This window comes from Streptomyces rimosus subsp. rimosus (assembly GCF_000720725.1).
Lineage (GTDB): Bacteria > Actinomycetota > Actinomycetes > Streptomycetales > Streptomycetaceae > Streptomyces > Streptomyces rimosus_A.
This window is the reverse complement of sequence record NZ_JOCQ01000045.1, coordinates 14501-30194: the sequence shown is the minus strand read 5'-3', so window position 1 is coordinate 30194 and position 15694 is coordinate 14501. Positions and strand designations below refer to the sequence as shown.

12 protein-coding genes are annotated in these 15694 nt (G+C 73.4%); 7 read left to right on the top strand and 5 right to left on the bottom strand.

The genetic code is table 11. The features are described from left to right. Nucleotides 1–41: 41 nt before the first annotated feature. The 3 genes from IH45_RS0123195 to IH45_RS0123185 all read right to left on the bottom strand — a co-directional run bounded on the left by IH45_RS0123195 (nucleotide 42) and on the right by IH45_RS0123185 (nucleotide 4697). Nucleotides 42–2489, bottom strand: coding sequence for a GcvT family protein (locus IH45_RS0123195; protein WP_030671616.1), 2448 nt, complete (start codon nucleotides 2487–2489; stop codon nucleotides 42–44). Beyond that, nucleotides 2486–3571: an S-(hydroxymethyl)mycothiol dehydrogenase gene (locus IH45_RS0123190; RefSeq protein ID WP_030671613.1), complete on the bottom strand. Its 1086-nt coding sequence runs from the start codon at nucleotides 3569–3571 to the stop codon at nucleotides 2486–2488. Before IH45_RS0123190 ends, IH45_RS0123195 begins: the two co-directional genes overlap by 4 nt. Before the next feature lie 319 nt (nucleotides 3572–3890). Further along, a complete protein-coding gene (locus IH45_RS0123185) occupies nucleotides 3891–4697 on the bottom strand; it encodes an IclR family transcriptional regulator (protein WP_030671611.1) in 807 nt (268 codons plus the stop codon). Between the two features lie 170 nt (nucleotides 4698–4867). Between IH45_RS0123185 and IH45_RS0123180 the strand changes: the two genes are divergently transcribed. The 7 genes from IH45_RS0123180 (at nucleotide 4868) to proS (ending at nucleotide 13101) form a co-directional block, all read left to right on the top strand. Further along, the gene (locus IH45_RS0123180; RefSeq protein WP_030671607.1) at nucleotides 4868–5212 is read left to right on the top strand and encodes a bifunctional 3-phenylpropionate/cinnamic acid dioxygenase ferredoxin subunit; all 345 of its coding nucleotides are present in this window, start codon (nucleotides 4868–4870) and stop codon (nucleotides 5210–5212) included. Continuing rightward, a complete protein-coding gene (locus IH45_RS0123175; RefSeq protein ID WP_063763041.1) occupies nucleotides 5209–6501 on the top strand; it encodes an NAD(P)/FAD-dependent oxidoreductase in 1293 nt (430 codons plus the stop codon). Before IH45_RS0123180 ends, IH45_RS0123175 begins: the two co-directional genes overlap by 4 nt. A 664-nt stretch (nucleotides 6502–7165) precedes the next feature. Further along, entirely contained in the window at nucleotides 7166–9919 is a 2754-nt protein-coding gene (locus IH45_RS0123160; RefSeq protein ID WP_030671601.1) for a nitrate- and nitrite sensing domain-containing protein, read from the top strand. Next, entirely contained in the window at nucleotides 9916–10368 is a 453-nt protein-coding gene (locus IH45_RS0123155) for a roadblock/LC7 domain-containing protein (protein WP_030671598.1), read from the top strand. The genes IH45_RS0123160 and IH45_RS0123155 overlap by 4 nt, the downstream gene beginning before the upstream one ends. 26 nt (nucleotides 10369–10394) lie before the next feature. Next, complete coding sequence (locus IH45_RS0123150) at nucleotides 10395–10805, top strand: DUF742 domain-containing protein (protein WP_003986093.1); 411 nt, start codon at nucleotides 10395–10397, stop codon at nucleotides 10803–10805. Between the two features lie 120 nt (nucleotides 10806–10925). Further along, nucleotides 10926–11537 (top strand): GTP-binding protein, encoded by a 612-nt coding sequence (locus tag IH45_RS0123145; RefSeq protein ID WP_030671595.1) that lies wholly within the window; start codon nucleotides 10926–10928, stop codon nucleotides 11535–11537. Between the two features lie 151 nt (nucleotides 11538–11688). Further along, on the top strand, nucleotides 11689–13101 hold the full coding sequence (proS, locus tag IH45_RS0123140; protein WP_030671593.1) for a proline--tRNA ligase: 1413 nt from the start codon (nucleotides 11689–11691) through the stop codon (nucleotides 13099–13101). Nucleotides 13102–13155: 54 nt separating this feature from the next. Here the strand turns inward: proS and glpK are convergent, their stop codons facing one another. Further along, nucleotides 13156–14685 (bottom strand): glycerol kinase GlpK, encoded by a 1530-nt coding sequence (gene glpK, locus IH45_RS0123135; RefSeq protein WP_030671589.1) that lies wholly within the window; start codon nucleotides 14683–14685, stop codon nucleotides 13156–13158. Nucleotides 14686–14743: 58 nt separating this feature from the next. After that, nucleotides 14744–15511 carry an MIP/aquaporin family protein gene (locus IH45_RS0123130; protein WP_030671586.1) on the bottom strand — a complete coding sequence of 256 codons (768 nt, stop codon included), beginning with the start codon at nucleotides 15509–15511 and terminating at the stop codon, nucleotides 14744–14746. Nucleotides 15512–15694 lie beyond the last annotated feature (183 nt).

Here is a 15694-nt window from a genome sequence, read left to right as displayed (position 1 = left end):
GACACCCGACGGGCTGCGGGCGACGGACTGCCTGTGGACGGTCATCTGCGGATACGTTCCATCGCGGGGTCGAACAGCGGCTCCGCGGCCACCGTCGCCGCGGCCTTCTCCCCGAAGTACTCGATGTGCACGGCGGTCCCGGGTACCGCGGCCCGCGCGGGCAGCCACGCGTAGGCGACCGTCCGCCCGACGGAGCAGCCATAGGCGGCGCTGGTCACATAACCGGCGGGCACGCCGTCCACGAACACCGGCTCCTTGCCCAGCACCACCGCCGCCGGATCGTCCAGCGTCAGACACACCAGCCTGCGCCGAACGGTGTCCGCCGACCGTCCCTCCAGGGCCGCGCGCCCCACGAAGTCGCCCTTGTCCATCCGGACGGCCCAGCCCAGACCCGCTTCGTACGGGTCGTGCTCGGTGGTCATGTCCCGGCCCCAGGCCCGGTAGCCCTTCTCCAGGCGGAGGCTGTCGAACGCGCCGCGCCCGGCCGCGACCACGCCGTACCGCTGCCCGGCCGCCCAGAGCGTGTCCCACAGGCGCAGGCCCAGATCCGCGCTCGTGTACAGCTCCCAGCCCAGCTCGCCGACGTACGACAGCCGCAGTGCGGTCACCGGCACCTCGCCGAGGAACGCCTGCCGCGCCTTGAAGTAGCCGAACGCGCGGTGCCCGAAGTCGGTGCGGGTCAGCGGCTGCACGAGATGGCGGGCGCGCGGGCCCCAGACACCGATGCAGCAGGTGCCGGGCGTGATGTCGCGGACCTGCACGCCGTCGGGGGCGCGCCGGGTCAGGTGGTCGAGATCCATTCCGCTGTTGATGCCGACCTGGAAGCGGTCGGCCCCCAGCCGGGCCACGGTCAGATCGCTGCGGACGCCGCCCGCATCGTCCAGCAGCAGCGTGTACGTCACCGAGCCCGGCTTCTTCGCGAGCTGGTTGGTGGTCAGGTACTGGAGGAAGTCCAGGGCGCCCGGCCCGCTGACCTCCAGGCGCCGCAGCGGCGTCATGTCGTACAGCGCGACCCGCTCGCGGGTGGTGTGCGCCTCGGCCGCGGCGATGGGTGACCAGTGACGTGCGGACCAGGCGTCCCGCTCGGGCAGCGGGATGCCGTCCGTCAGCGGCGCGTTGGCCTCGTACCACTGCGGACGCTCCCAGCCCGCGCCTTCGAGGAAGTATGCGCCCAGCTCCCGCTGCCGCTCGTAAAAGGGGCTCACGCGCAGCGGGCGCGGGCGGCACAGCGGCTGGAGCGGATGGATCACGTCGTAGACCTCGGCGAACTGCTGCTTGCCGCGCTCGGTGACATAGGCGGGGGAGAGCTGGGCCTCCTCGAAGCGGGCGATGGCGCACTCGTGCACGTCGGTGGCGGGCCGCCCCTCGGTGAGCCATTCGGCCACCGCCTTGGCCACGCCCGCCGAGTGGGTCACCCACACCGCCTCGGCCAGCCAGAACCCGCGCAGCCCGGGCACCTCGCCGAGCAGCGGCATGCCGTCGGGGGTGAAGGAGAAGACCCCGTTGAAGCCCTCCTCGATCCGCGCCTCCCCGAGGGCGGGCAGCAGCCGGCGGCTGTCCTCCCAGCTCGGGGCGAAGTCGTCGGGGGTGAAGGGGAGGGAGGAGGGCATGACGGGCGCGTCGTCGAAGGCGGGCACCGCGGTTGGGTCGACGGGCATCGGGCGGTGGGCGTACGAGCCGATGCCGATCCGGCCGACGCCGTCTTCCGTATGTTCGCGGAAGTACAGGTCACGTTCCTGGAAGCGCAGGATCGGCCGCCGGCCGTCCGGACCGGCGAGCGCGGAGGTCTTCGCGTACTGGTGGGCCAGCGGCAGCAGCGGTACGGACACGCCCGCCATCGCCCCGATCACCGGGCCCCAGAAGCCCGCCGCCGAGACCACCACGTCCGCGGGGAAGGTGCCCCGGTCGGTGGCGACCGCCGTCACCCGGTCCGCGTCGCGCTCGATGCCCGTGACGGTGTGCCGCTCCAGGAAGCGGGCGCCCCGGTCCCGCGCCCGTGCGGTCTGCGCGCGGGCCGCGGGCAGCGCCCTGGCCAGCCCGTCACCGGGGGTGTGGAACCCGCCCAGCACCTTCGCGGCGTCCAGCATCGGCCACAGCCGGGCGCACCGGCGCGCGTCGATCAGCTCGCCCTCGATGCCCCAGGAGGCGGCCAGCCCGGCCTTGCGGTGCAGTTCGGCCCACTGCTCCCCGGTGGTGGCGATCTCCAGCCCGCCCACGGCGTCGAAGCACGGCCGGCCGTCCTCGGTGAGCGCGGTGAACTTCTCGACGGTGTACATGGCGAAGTCGCTCAGCGTTTTGGAGACGTTGGTACGGAAGACCAGGCCGGGCGCGTGCGAGGTGGAGCCGCCGGGGGCGTGCAGCGGGCCCTGCTCCAGCACGGTGACGTCCCGGGCGCCGCGCGCGGTCAGCTCGTCGGCGAGCGCACAGCCGACGATGCCCGCGCCGACGATCACGATGCGGCGCCGTGCCGGGCCGCCGGAGCCGGTCACAGGACCACCACCGAACGCAGCACCTCTCCGCGCCGCATCCGCGCGAACGCCTCCTCCACGTCCTCCAGCCGGACGGTCTCGGAGACGAACGCGTCCAGGTTGAGCTTGCCGCTCAGATGGAGGTCGATCAGGACCGGGAAGTCCCGGCTGGGCAGGCAGTCGCCGTACCAGGACGACTTCAGGGAACCGCCGCGTGCGAACACGTCGAGCAGCGGCAGTTCGATGTGGTGGTCCGGCTCGGGCACGCCGACCTGAACCAGGGTGCCCGCCAGGTCCCGCATGTAGAAGCCCTGCCGGAACGTCTCCGGGCGGCCCACCGCGTCGATCACGACATCCGCGCCGTGCCCGCCGGTCAGCGCGCGCACCGCCTCGACGGGGTCGGTGCCGCGGGAGTTGACGGTGTCGGTGGCGCCGAAGCGCTCGGCGGCGTCCAGCTTGCCGTCGTCGATGTCCACGGCGATCACCCGGCGCGCCCCGGCCCGGGAGGCCCCCGCGATGGCGGCGCTGCCCACCCCGCCGCAGCCGATCACCGCCACGGTGTCGCCGCTGCCCACGCCCCCGGTGTGCACCGCGGCCCCGTACCCGGCCATCACCCCGCAGCCGATCAGGCCCGCGGCCTCGGGGCGGGCCGCCGGGTCGGCCTTGACCGCCTGCCCGGCGGCGACCAGGGTCTTGTCGGCGAAGGCGCCGATGCCCAGCGCCGGGGTCAGGGCGGTGCCGTCCAGCAGGGTCATGGGACGGGCGGCGGTCTGCGAGTCGAAGCAGTACCAGGGGCGGCCGCGGCGGCAGGAGCGGCACCGGCCACAGGGCGCCCGCCAGGCGAGCACCACATAGTCGCCCGGCACGAGGCCGGTGACGCCGGGGCCGGTGGCCTCGACGACACCGGCGGCCTCGTGGCCGAGCAGATAGGGGAAGTCCTCGCCGACCGCGCCCTCGCGGTAGTGCAGATCGGTGTGGCACACCCCGCAGGCCTGCACGGTGACGAGGACTTCCCCCGGTCCGGGATCGGGGACGAGGATCGGCAGCACCTCGACGGGCGCGCCCTTCTTGGCGGCGACGACGGCGCGTGCTTCGTGCGGCATGACTCACTCCTAAACAGCGCCTGCCGGGGGCAGGGCGGGTGCGTGGAGCCGGCACGGATGCCGTTATGGGGGATGGCGCGACGTACGGGACCGGCGGGAGGCAGGCGACCGCACGGTACGGAAGGGGAAACGGGGGAGGCGCAGGGAGCCGCGGGAGACGGAACAACGCCCTTGGGAATCCCCTGTGTTGCTGATGGCGCGCTACGTTGCGCCATGAGAGACATGCTGGAAGTCCGTGAGCGATCCGTCAAGGGGGGACCGGGTGGCCGCGGAGCCCGGGTCCGAAACCCGGCCGGGCGGCGGGCGCCCGGCCGGGCCCTCAGCCCGCGAAACCCATCCGGCGGGACAGCTCGGCAGCCGCCTTCACCGCCCGCCCGGCCAGGTCCGGAAGCAGCGCCTGCGCCATCCGGTACGCCGGTCCGGACACGCCGATCGCGCCGATCACCGCGCCGTCGTGGGCCCGCACCGGCGCCGCCACCGCGTTCAGCCCGACCTCCAGCTCCTCGCAGGAACAGGCGTAACCCTGCTCGGCCGCGGCGGTCAGCTGCCGGCGCAGCTCGCCCGGCACGGTCAGGGTGTTCGGCGTGAAGCGGGCCGGTTTGCGCTCGATCAGGCGCTCGCGGCGCTCCCGCGGCAGGTGCGCGAGCAGGACCTTGCCGCTCGCGGTGGCGTGCAGGGGCGTACGGCGGCCCAGCCAGTTGTACGCGGTGACCGCCGCCGCGCCGCGCGCCTGCATGATGTTGACCGCCGCGTCCCCGTCCAGGACGGCGATGTTGGCGGTCTCCCCGGTGTCGTCGGCGAGCGCCCGGCACACCGGCTGGCCCTCCTGGGAGATGTCCAGCCGGATGGCGGCGGCGCCGGCCAGCCGCAGCACCCCCGCGCCCAGGTAGTACTTGCCGCGCTCGTGCTCCTGCTCCACGAGCCCGCGGTGCTCCAGGACGCCCAGGATGCGGAAGGCGGTGGACTTGTGCACCCCCAACTCCTCGGCGATCTCGGTGACTCCGGCCTCGCCGAGGCGGGCCAGGATCTCCAGGACGCTCACCGCGCGGTCCACGGACTGCACGGATCCGGCCGCTCCCCGCTTCTCCTCGGACCGGTCGTCGGCCGCCTCGCTCGTCTTCGGCATGGTTCTGGCGTCACCACCCGTTGGCCCCGCGGGGCACGTCGGCGGGGCCCGGCCAAGAAGCGTCGGCGGCCCCTTGACGGCACACTCCCCGGACTGGATTCTGTTGCGCAATGCGCTACGCGATGCGTTATTCAGAACGCCATGATACCGATCAGCGCTGAGGGGGCCAGATGATTCCCGTCTGCCGCACCGAGGACCTGCCCGAGGGCGGGGCCGTACGGATCGAGATCGACGCCACCACACCCGCCATTGCCGTCTTCCGCAGCGAAGGCGTCCTCTACGCCCTCGACGACCGGTGCAGCCACCAGGACGCCTCGCTCTCCGAGGGCTGGGTGGAGGGCTGCCAGGTGGAATGCCCGCTGCACGCCGCCCTGTTCGACCTGCGTACCGGCAGGCCCAGCTGCCTCCCGGCCCGCCGCCCCGTGCGCACCCACGAGGTCACCGAGGCGGACGGCATGATCCATGTCCGGCCCGCCGCGCGGGGGACCGCCGTACGGGAAGACGCCTACGCATGAGGACCGTCACCGTCGTCGGCGCCTCCCTGGCCGGGCTGTACGCGGCGCGGGCGCTGCGCGGCGAGGGGTTCGACGGCCGGCTGGTCATCGTCGGCGCCGAGCGCCACCGCCCGTACGACCGGCCGCCGCTGTCCAAAAGCTTTCTCACCCAACGCCCGCCCGCAGCCATGGAGTTGGAAGACCTCCGGCTGTGCGACCAGGACGAGGAGGACGCCCTCGCCGCCGAATGGCACCTCGGCACCCGGGCCACCGCACTGGACACCGCGGCCCGCACGGTCACGGTGGACGACGGCCGTACGGTCCGCCCCCTGCGCACCGACGGCGTCGTCATCGCCACCGGAGCCGTCCCGCGCACGCTGCCGGGGCCGCCGCTCGCGGGCGTGCACGTACTGCGCACCTACGACGACGCCCACGCGCTGCGCACCGCCCTGCACGACGGCACGCCCCGCGTGGTCGTCATCGGCGGCGGCTTCATCGGCGCCGAGGCCGCCTCGTCCTGCGCCGCGCTCGGCCTGCCGGTGACGGTGGTCGAGGCCGCGCCGCTGCCGCTGGTGCCCCAGCTCGGCCCGGACCTCGCGCGGATCTGCGCGGACCTGCACGCCGGCCACGGGGTGCGGCTGCTGTGCGGCACCGGCGTCGCCGGGCTGCGCGACGACGGCACGGGCCGCGTCCGGGCCGTGGAACTGGCCGACGGGCGGCTGCTGGACGCGGACCTCGTGATCGTCGGGATCGGAGTGCGCCCCGCCGCCGACTGGCTGACCGGATCCGGGCTGCCCCTGGACGATGGGGTGGTGTGCGACGCGGGCGGTATGACCTCTGTGCCGCAGGTGGTCGCCGCGGGCGATGTGGCCCGCTGCGCGGGCGTGCGCACCGAACACTGGACGGGCGCCACCGAACAGCCCGCCACCGCCGTGCGCAACCTGCTCGCGGGCAGCACCGTCGCGCGGCACGAGGCGCCGCCGTACTTCTGGTCGGACCAGTACGGCGTACGCCTTCAGCTCGCCGGCCGGCCCGGGCCGCGGGACGCCGTACGCATCGTCGAGGGCGACCCCGGAGAGCGCAGCTTCCTGGCCGTCTGCGAACGGGACGGGCGCACCACGGCGGCGTTCGCCGTCGACCGCCCGCGGCCGTTCATGCGGCTGCGCCGCCGACTCGCGACGGGCCCTCCCGGGGATCGTGGGCCTTCCGGGACGCCCGCCGCGCCTGCCGGCGCTCCCGGCGCAGCCTCCTGGCCGTACTGCTCGGCTGCGAGCGGACGCCGTTGCGCTGGACCCACACCTGGCGTGTGACCCACACGTCCAGCACCGCCCAGGTCGCCACGACCGTACTCGCGACCGTGCTGAGCACCGCGGGGAAGGCGAACCAGGCACCGGCCATCGCGCAGAAGAACGCCACCATGGCCTGAATGAGGGTCACCGACGCGATGATGACGGCGCGCACCGCGGCCGTACGGACCGGATCGGGCATCCGGCGCCTTGCCGCCGGCTCCTCCACCCACAACGGGCGCCTGCCGATCGGGTAAGCGCCACCGTCCTCGTGATCCATCGTCGGCGTCACTCTCCCCGTACCCGCATGTACCCGCATGTCCCCGCTTGTCACACCAGGTGCCTGCCCGGCTTCCACCCGACACATGTCTGCCGGCCGCGCGCCCGCGCCACACCCGTGCCGACACCACCACCCACCATGGTCACGAACGGGAAGGCCGCCCGGTTCCCGGCCCAAGAGATTTTCGGCCAACCGCTCCGGCGCACTCGCGTGCGCGGGGGAGGTGTTCGAGGCCACATGTGCGGGCGGGTTGTCCGGGAATCAGCCGACAACTGCGGACGATCCGCCCCTGACCTGCGGATCCGGTGTCCGGACAAGACTTCGGTCAGGTCCCTCGTCAGTAGTAGGCTCGCGCCGTTTGTTGACGGAACACCATCCCCGTGCGCCGGGGTTGACGTAGGGGAGGCCATGCGCAGCTTTCGAGGGAAGACGATCACTCGGAAGATCGCAGCGCTGCTGTTGGTGCCGCTGGTGTCCCTCACGGCGATGTGGGCCTTCGCCACGTATCTGACCGGGCGCGAGGCCGACCAGCTGCTCGGCGTGGGCAACGTCGTCGCCAAACTCGGCTACCCGGCCGAGGACGCCGTCCAGGCACTCCAGCGGGAGCGCCGGCAGAGCCTGCTCTACCTGGCCGACCGGCGCGGGGCCAACTCCGCGGCCGCCCTGCGCGAGCGCACCCGCGAGACCGACAAGGTCGTCGCCAAGCTGCGCGACAACGCCGACAACCCGGACGTGCGCGACGACCTCGACGGCATCGCCGGCGCCCGGATGGACGACATCGTCCGCAGCCTGAACCGGCTGTCCCCGCTGCGCGCCCAGATCGAGGACAACACCATCTCCCGCGACGCGGCGTTCGAGGCGTACAACGACCTCGTCGACCCCAACTACGAATTCCTCGCGGCGCTGCACGCGCTGGAGAACGTGGAGATGGACAAGCAGGGCCGCGCCCTGGTCAACGTCACCCGCGCCCGCGAGGCGGTCGCCCGCGAGGACGCGCTGATGTCCGCGGCGATCGTCTCCGGCACCATGGACAAGAAGGACCTGCGCGCCTTCTCCGACCGGGTCGCCGAGCGCCGCGTGCTCTACGACACCAGCCTGCCCCTGCTGCCCGGCGAGGAGCGCAGCACCTTCGCCGACTACTGGCGCTCCGCGCCCGGCGCCGAACTGACCTCCTACGAGGACCGCGTCATCGCTGCCGGACCGACCGCCGCCGCCCGCGCCGTCAACGCCGAACGCTGGGACGCCGCCGCGGGCAAGGTCCTCGGCGACCTCCAGCGCATGGGCCGGGAGGCCGGCGACCGCTACAAGGAACGCGTCGAGCCGGTCGCCACGGGCGTGCTGCTCAAGGCCGGCATCGCGGGCGTCCTCGGCTTCGTCGCCCTGCTGGTCTCGGTCATCGTCTCCGTCCGCATCGGCAGCAAGCACGTCCGCGACCTGATCCGGCTGCGCAAGGCCGCCCACGAGGTCTCCGGCGTCCGGCTGCCCAGCGTCATGCGCCGCCTGGCCGCGGGCGAACAGGTCGACGTGGAGACCGAGGCGCCGCGCCTGGAGTTCGGCCAGAGCGAGACCGAGCAGGTCGGCCAGGCGCTCAACACCCTGCAGCGGGCCGCCGTCGAGGCCGCCGTCAAACAGGCCGACATGCGCCGCGGCGTCTCCGAGGTCTTCGTCAACCTCGCCCGCCGCAGCCAGGTCCTGCTGCACCGCCAGCTGACCCTGCTGGACGCCATGGAACGGCGTACCGAGAACGCCGACGAGCTGGCCGACCTGTTCCGCCTGGACCACCTCACCACCCGCATGCGCCGGCACGCCGAGGGCCTGGTGATCCTCTCCGGCGCCGCCCCCTCACGGCAGTGGCGCAAGCCCATCCAGCTCATGGACGTGGTGCGGGCCGCGGTCGCCGAGGTCGAGGACTACGAGCGCATCGAGGTGCGCCGGCTGCCGCGGCTGGCCGTCCAGGGCCCCGCCGTCTCCGACCTCACCCACCTGATCGCCGAACTCCTGGAGAACGCCACCGTCTTCTCGCCCCCGCACACCGCGGTCCAGGTGGTCGGCGAGCGGGTCTCCAACGGCTTCACCCTGGAGATCCACGACCGGGGCCTGGGCATGGCCCCCGACATCCTGCTCGACGCCAACCTGCGGCTCGCCGAGACCCCCGAGTTCGAGCTGTCCGACACCGACCGGCTCGGCCTGTTCGTGGTCAGCCGCCTCGCCCAGCGCCAGGGCGTGCGGGTCTCGCTCCAGCCCTCCCCGTACGGCGGCACCACCGCCGTCGTCTTCATCCCCTCCGGCCTGCTGACCGAGGGCGAGCGCGAGGACGGCCAGGACACCGGCAGCCGGCGCATCGACGGCCGCCGCACCGGGGAGATCGAGGCGCCCGGCGGCAAGCTGGCCGCGCTGGCCCAGGTGCCCGTGCCGCTGCCCGAACCGGACGGCCGCCTTCCGGGGGTCATCGACGGGCCCGTCGAACTGGAGCCTCCGCTGCCCTCCGCCGAGCGCGTACAGCGGACGGACTCCGATGCCACCGACGAGGACAGCGTCTTCCGCGGCCGGACCGGCCGGCGGAGCCTGCGTGGCACCGCACGCGGCACCGACCGCGAACCGGGCGCCGACAGCGGCACGGGCCGGCCCCGCCGCGACGGCCCCGCGCCGGTCGCCCCCGTACCGTCCCCCGGCGCCCCGGAACAGCACCAGCAGACCCGCGACCAGGCACCGGCCGGCGACGGACCCGCGCCGCTGCCGCGCCGCCACCGCCCGCCCGTGCTGGTCTCCGACCATGGCAGGCCGGTCGACGCGACAGCACGTGCCGACGTACGCTCCGACGCGGAAACCGACGGCGACACGGATGCGGACATGGACACCGGTACGACGACGGACGCGGGCCGCGCCCCGGCCGGCCCGCCCGCGACGACGGCGGGCGGACTGCCCCGCCGCGTACGGCAGGCCAGCCTCGCCCCCCAGCTCAAGGCGGAGCCCGTCGCACAGGACGAGCCCGGCGGGCCGGCCGGCCCCGCCGACGACCGGGACGCCGAGGACGTGCGCGCCCGGATGGCCTCGCTCCAGCGCGGCTGGCAGCGCGGCCGGCGCGACAACGGCGAGGACGACGGGCGGGACGGCAGCCCGGGCACAGCACCAGGAACCACATCGGGAGGGGACGGTCGATGACCGCACCGAAGGCAGCAGCGGCCAGTGCCGAGTCGAAGGGCGGCCCGCAGGGGTCGGGCGAGCTGAACTGGCTCCTCGACGAACTGGTCGACCGGGTGGGCAGCATCCGCAAGGCGCTCATCCTCTCCAGCGACGGCCTGGCCACCGGCGCGTCCCAGGACCTCACGCGGGAGGACGCCGAACACCTCGCGGCGGTCGCCTCCGGCTTCCACAGCCTCGCCAAGGGCGTGGGCCGGCACTTCGAGGCGGGCCGGGTGCGGCAGACGCTGGTCGAACTGGAGGAAGCGTTCCTGTTCGTCAGCGCGGCGGGCGACGGCAGCTGTCTGGCCGTCCTCGCCGACGCCGACTCGGACGTGGGGCTCGTCGCGTACGAGATGACGCTGCTCGTCAAGCGGGTGGGCGCCCACCTGGGCACCGCGCCCCGGGCCGGGCAGCCCGCCGGCGGCTGACCGGAGGATGACGGCACGGTGACGCCATGACCACGGACGGCCCGGCCCGGACCGGGCGGCCGGACACCAGTTGGTACGACGACGACGCGGGCCCGGTGGTGCGCCCCTACGCGATGACCCGCGGGCGGACCAGCACCGAGGCCGAGGAGCGGCTCGACCTGATCGCGCTGGTGATCGCCGAGGACCGGCAGGAGGAGCCCCTCGACGACCAGACCCTGTCGCCGGAGCACGTGGACATCGTCGGCCTGTGCCGCGACGCGCCGCTGTCCGTCGCGGAGCTGGCCGCCGAACTCGACCTGCCGCTCGGCGTCGTACGGGTGCTCATCGGCGATCTGCTGGACGCGGAGCTGGTCCATGTGAGCCGGCCCGTGCCACCGGCCGAGCTGCCCGACGAGAAGATCCTGCGCGAGGTGATCGACGGACTGCGGGCGCTGTGACGGCACCCGGCGGCGGACGCGCCGCCGGCCCGGCCACGGGCGGGCCGCACGGACCCACGAACGGCAAGGACCGAACAATGCGACAGATCAGCACCAGCGGCGAACCGGGAGAAGACGGCCATGGTCTTCGGGCGCTCTGAACGACGCCGCAAGCACGACGCCCCCGACCCCGTCACCCTCAAGATCCTGGTGGCGGGCGGCTTCGGGGTGGGCAAGACGACCGCGGTGGGCGCGGTCAGTGAGATCAAGCCGCTGCGCACCGAGGAACGGCTGACCGAGGCGGGCCGCCCGGTCGACGACCTGGTGGGCGTGGAGGGCAAGCGGACCACCACCGTCGCCATGGACTTCGGACGCATCACGCTCCGCGAGGACCTGGTGCTCTACCTGTTCGGCACGCCGGGCCAGGACCGCTTCTGGTTCCTGTGGGACGAGCTGGCCCGCGGCGCGCTCGGCGCGGTCGTGCTGGCCGACACCCGCCGCCTGGCCGACTCCTTCGCCGCCATCGACTACTTCGAACGCCGCGGCATCGCGTTCATGGTCGCCGTCAACTGCTTCGACGGCGCCGAACGCTACCCCGCGGAAACGGTGCGCGAAGCGCTCGACCTGGACGCCGAGGTACCGGTGATGCTCTGCGACGCCCGGGCGAAGGACTCCGTCCGCGACGTACTGATCGCCGTGGTGGAACACGCGATGCACCTCACCACCCGCCAACGCGAGCCGGCCCTTCCGTAGCGCGGCCGCCGCACGCGGGCACGGCCCGTGACCCCGCCGCCCGGGGTCGCGGGCCGTACGCCTGCGTGGCCCGCCGCCCGGTGATCCGGGGACTCCCGGCCGGACGTAATCCGGTCGCAGCCGAACCGTCCCGCGCCCTACCCTGCGCGCCATGGCGAAAGCACCCGTTCTCACGCCCCGGGCGGACGACTTCCCCCGCTGGTACCAGGAGCTGATCACCAAGGCGGAGCTGGCCGACAACGGCCCGGTGCGCGGCACCATGGTCGTCCGACCGTACGGCTACGGCCTGTGGGAGCGGATGCAGCAGGAGATGGACGCCCGGATCAAGGAAGCGGGCGCCCGGAACGCGTACTTCCCGCTTCTCATCCCGCAGTCCTACCTGACGAAGGAGGCCGAACACGTCGAGGGCTTCGCGCCCGAGCTGGCCGTCGTCACCCACGCCGGCGGCAAGGAGCTGGAGGAGCCCGTCGTCGTGCGGCCCACCTCCGAGACGATCGTCAACGACTCCTTCTCCCGATGGGTGCAGAGCCACCGCGACCTGCCCCTGCTGATCAACCAGTGGGCGAACGTGGTGCGCTGGGAACTGCGGCCCCGGGTGTTCCTGCGCACGACGGAGTTCCTGTGGCAGGAGGGCCACACCGCGCACGCCACCTATGAGGACGCCCGGGACTACGCCGCGCACATCCACCGGAACGTGTATGCCGACTTCATGGAGAACGTCCTGGCCATGGACGCCGTACCGGGACGCAAGACGGCCCGGGAGCGCTTCGCCGGCGCGGTCAACACGCTCACCCTGGAAGGCATGATGGGTGACGGAAAAGCCCTCCAGCTCGCCACCAGCCACGAACTCGGCCAGAACTTCGCCAAGGCCTTCGGCACGCGGTTCCTCACGCGTGAGGGGCGGCAGGAGTACGTCTGGCAGACCTCCTGGGGCTCCACGACACGGATGGTCGGCGCGCTGGTGATGGCGCACGGGGACGACGACGGCCTGCGCGTCCCGCCGCGCCTGGCCGCGGTGCAGGCGGTGGTCGTCGCCATCAGGGACGACGAACAGGTCCTGGCCGAGGTGCGCCGGATCGGCGAGCGGCTGAAGGCCGCGGGGGTCCGCGTCCACGTCGACGACCGCACCGACACGCCGTTCGGCCGCCGCGCGGTCAACTGGGAACTCAAAGGCGTGCCTGTACGGATCGAGGTCGGACCGCGCGACCTGGAGAACGGCACCGCCGTACTGGTCCGCCGCGCCGGGGGAAGCAAGGAGCCGACCGCGATCGAGGCGCTGCCCGTGCTCCTGCCCGAGGTGCTTGAGGCCGAGCAGGCGCTGCTGCTCAAGCAGTCCCGCGCGCGCCGCGAGGAACGCACCGCCGAGGTGGCCACGGTCGAGGAGGCCGTGGAGGCGGCACGCACCGGCTGGGCGCGCATTCCCTGGTCCGCACTGGGCCCGGAAGGCGAAGCGAAGCTGGCCGAGCGGGGCGTGTCCGTACGGTGCCTGGTCGCCGCGGACGGCTCGGTCCCCGAGAGCGACGACCAGCCGGGCAACGTCGCCGTCGTGGCGCGCGCCTACTGACCGGTGGGTGCCCGGCAGCCGCTGCCGGGCACCCACCGCCGGGGGACAGGACCGCTACTCGTTCCCGGCTCCCCCCTCGTGCCACCCGAAGCTCCGCTCCACCGCCTTGCGCCAGTTGCCGTACTCGCGCTCCCGCGTCGGGCCGTCCATCCGCGGCGTCCACTCCGTGTCGCGCTTCCAGTGGGCCGTCAGCTCGTCCAGGTCCTGCCACACGCCGGTGGCCAGGCCCGCCGCGTACGCCGCGCCCAGGCAGGTCGTCTCCGAGACCACCGGCCGGATCACCGGCACGCCCAGCACGTCCGCCTGGTGCTGCATCAGCAGGTTGTTGACGGTCATGCCGCCGTCCACCTTCAGCGCGGTGATCTGCACACCGGAGTCCTGGTACATGGCGTCCACCACCTCGCGCGTCTGCCAGCTGGTGGCCTCCAGTACCGCGCGCGCCAGGTGGGCCTTGGTGACGTAGCCGGTCAGGCCGGTGATCACGCCGCGCGCGTCGGAGCGCCAGTACGGCGCGAACAGGCCGGAGAACGCCGGGACGATGTACGCGCCGCCGTTGTCGGGGACCTGCGCCGCCAGGTCCTCGATCTCGTCCGCCGAACCGATGATGCCCAGCTGGTCCCGGAACCACTGCACCAGCGCCCCGGTGATGGCGATCGAGCCCTCCAGGCAGTAGACCGGGGCCTCCCCGCCGAGCTGGTAGCCCAGCGTCGTCAGCAGCCCGCTCTTGGAGGGCACCGGCCGCTGCCCGGTGTTCAGCAGCAGGAACGATCCGGTGCCGTACGTGTTCTTGGCCTCGCCGACCCGGTAACAGGTCTGCCCGAACACCGCCGCCTGCTGGTCGCCCAGCGCCGCGGCCACCGGCACCCCGTTCAGCTGGCCCACCGCCGTCCCGTACACCTCCGCCGAGGACCGGATCTCCGGCAGGACCGCCTCCGGCACCCGCATCGCGGACAGGATCGAGGTGTCCCACTGGAGCGTGTGCAGGTTCATCAGCATCGTGCGCCCGGCGTTGGTCACGTCGGTGACGTGCACCCCGCCGTCCGTACCGCCCGTCAGCTTCCAGATCAGCCACGAGTCGATCGTCCCGAAGGCGATCTCCCCGGCCTCGGCCCGTGCCCGCAGCCCCGGCACGCTGTCCAGCAGCCAGGCCGCCTTGGGCCCGGAGAAGTAGCTGGCCAGCGGCAGCCCGGTGGCCGCGCGGAAGCGGTCCTGGCCGTCCGTGCCGCCCAGCTCGTGGCAGAGCCGCGCGGTACGGGTGTCCTGCCAGACGATGGCGTTGTGCACCGGCCTGCCGGTGGCACGGTCCCACAGCACCGTCGTCTCACGCTGGTTGGTGATGCCGAGCGCGGCGAGCTGGTCGGCGCGCAGCCCCGCCTTGGCGAGCGCGCCCGCCACCACCGCCTGCACCTTCGCCCAGATCTCCTCGGCGTCGTGCTCCACCCACCCGGGCTTGGGAAAGATCTGCCGGTGCTCGCGCTGGTCGACGGCGACGATCGCGCCGTCCTGGTTGAAGATGATGCAGCGGCTGGAGGTCGTGCCCTGGTCGATCGCGGCGACGTACTTCTGCGCGGTGCCGTCCGTCATGTGCCTCTCCTGACTTCCTGACTCCTCGTTGCCGGTCCGGGCCGCCTGCCGTGGCCGGTCAGAAGACCGCGTTGAACACCAGGCCGGAGAGCACCGCGCCGAGCAGCGGGCCGGCCACCGGAATCCAGGCGTAGGACCAGTCGGAGGTGCCCTTGTTGGGGATGGGTAGCAGTGCGTGGGCGATGCGCGGCCCCAGGTCGCGGGCCGGGTTGATGGCGTAGCCGGTGGGCCCGCCCAGCGACAGGCCGATGCCCACCACCAGCAGTGCGACGAGCAGGACGTTGATGCCGGACCCGTAGACGCCCACGTCCGCGCCCGGCACCTGCCCGATCCCGATGCCCTGGTTCTGGCCGAAGAACAGCAGCGGCAGCACCAGCCCCATGGTGGCGATGGTCTCGGTGACCAGGTTGGCGGCCGGGTTGCGGACCTCCGGAGCGGTCGAGAAGATCCCCAGCGTGGGCTGCGCCTTGTCCGCCTCCGCGTTGGCCGCGAACTGCGCGTAGTACAGCGCCCACGCGAGTACGGCGCCGAGCAGCGCGCCCACCATCTGCGCCGCCATGTACAGCGGCACCTTCGACCAGTCCGTACCGCCCGCGACCGCCGAGCCCAGCGTCACCGCCGGGTTCAGGTGCCCGCCGGACAGCGGCGCCGCCGTGTAGGCCCCGGCGAGCACGCCGAAGCCCCACCCGAACGCGATGACCACCCAGCCCGCCGCCCGCGCCTTGGAGTGGTGCAGGGTGACGGCGGCGCACACGCCGGCGCCGAAGAGGATCAGCAGGGCCGTCCCGATGACCTCGCCGACGAAGATGTCCCCGTTGGAATACATGGCTGGCTCCTTGTCCCCGGCCCGGGGGCGCGGCCCCCGGTCCTCCGTGCAGGGTGCGTACTTCCCGTGCCACGGGGAGCCGGCGGGCGCTCGGCCGCCGTGCCCCGCGCGGCGTCCGCGTCGAGCGTGCCGGTGCGCCGGAGCCGCCCATGGGGAGTCGGGCAGCGCGGAGCGCTGCCACGC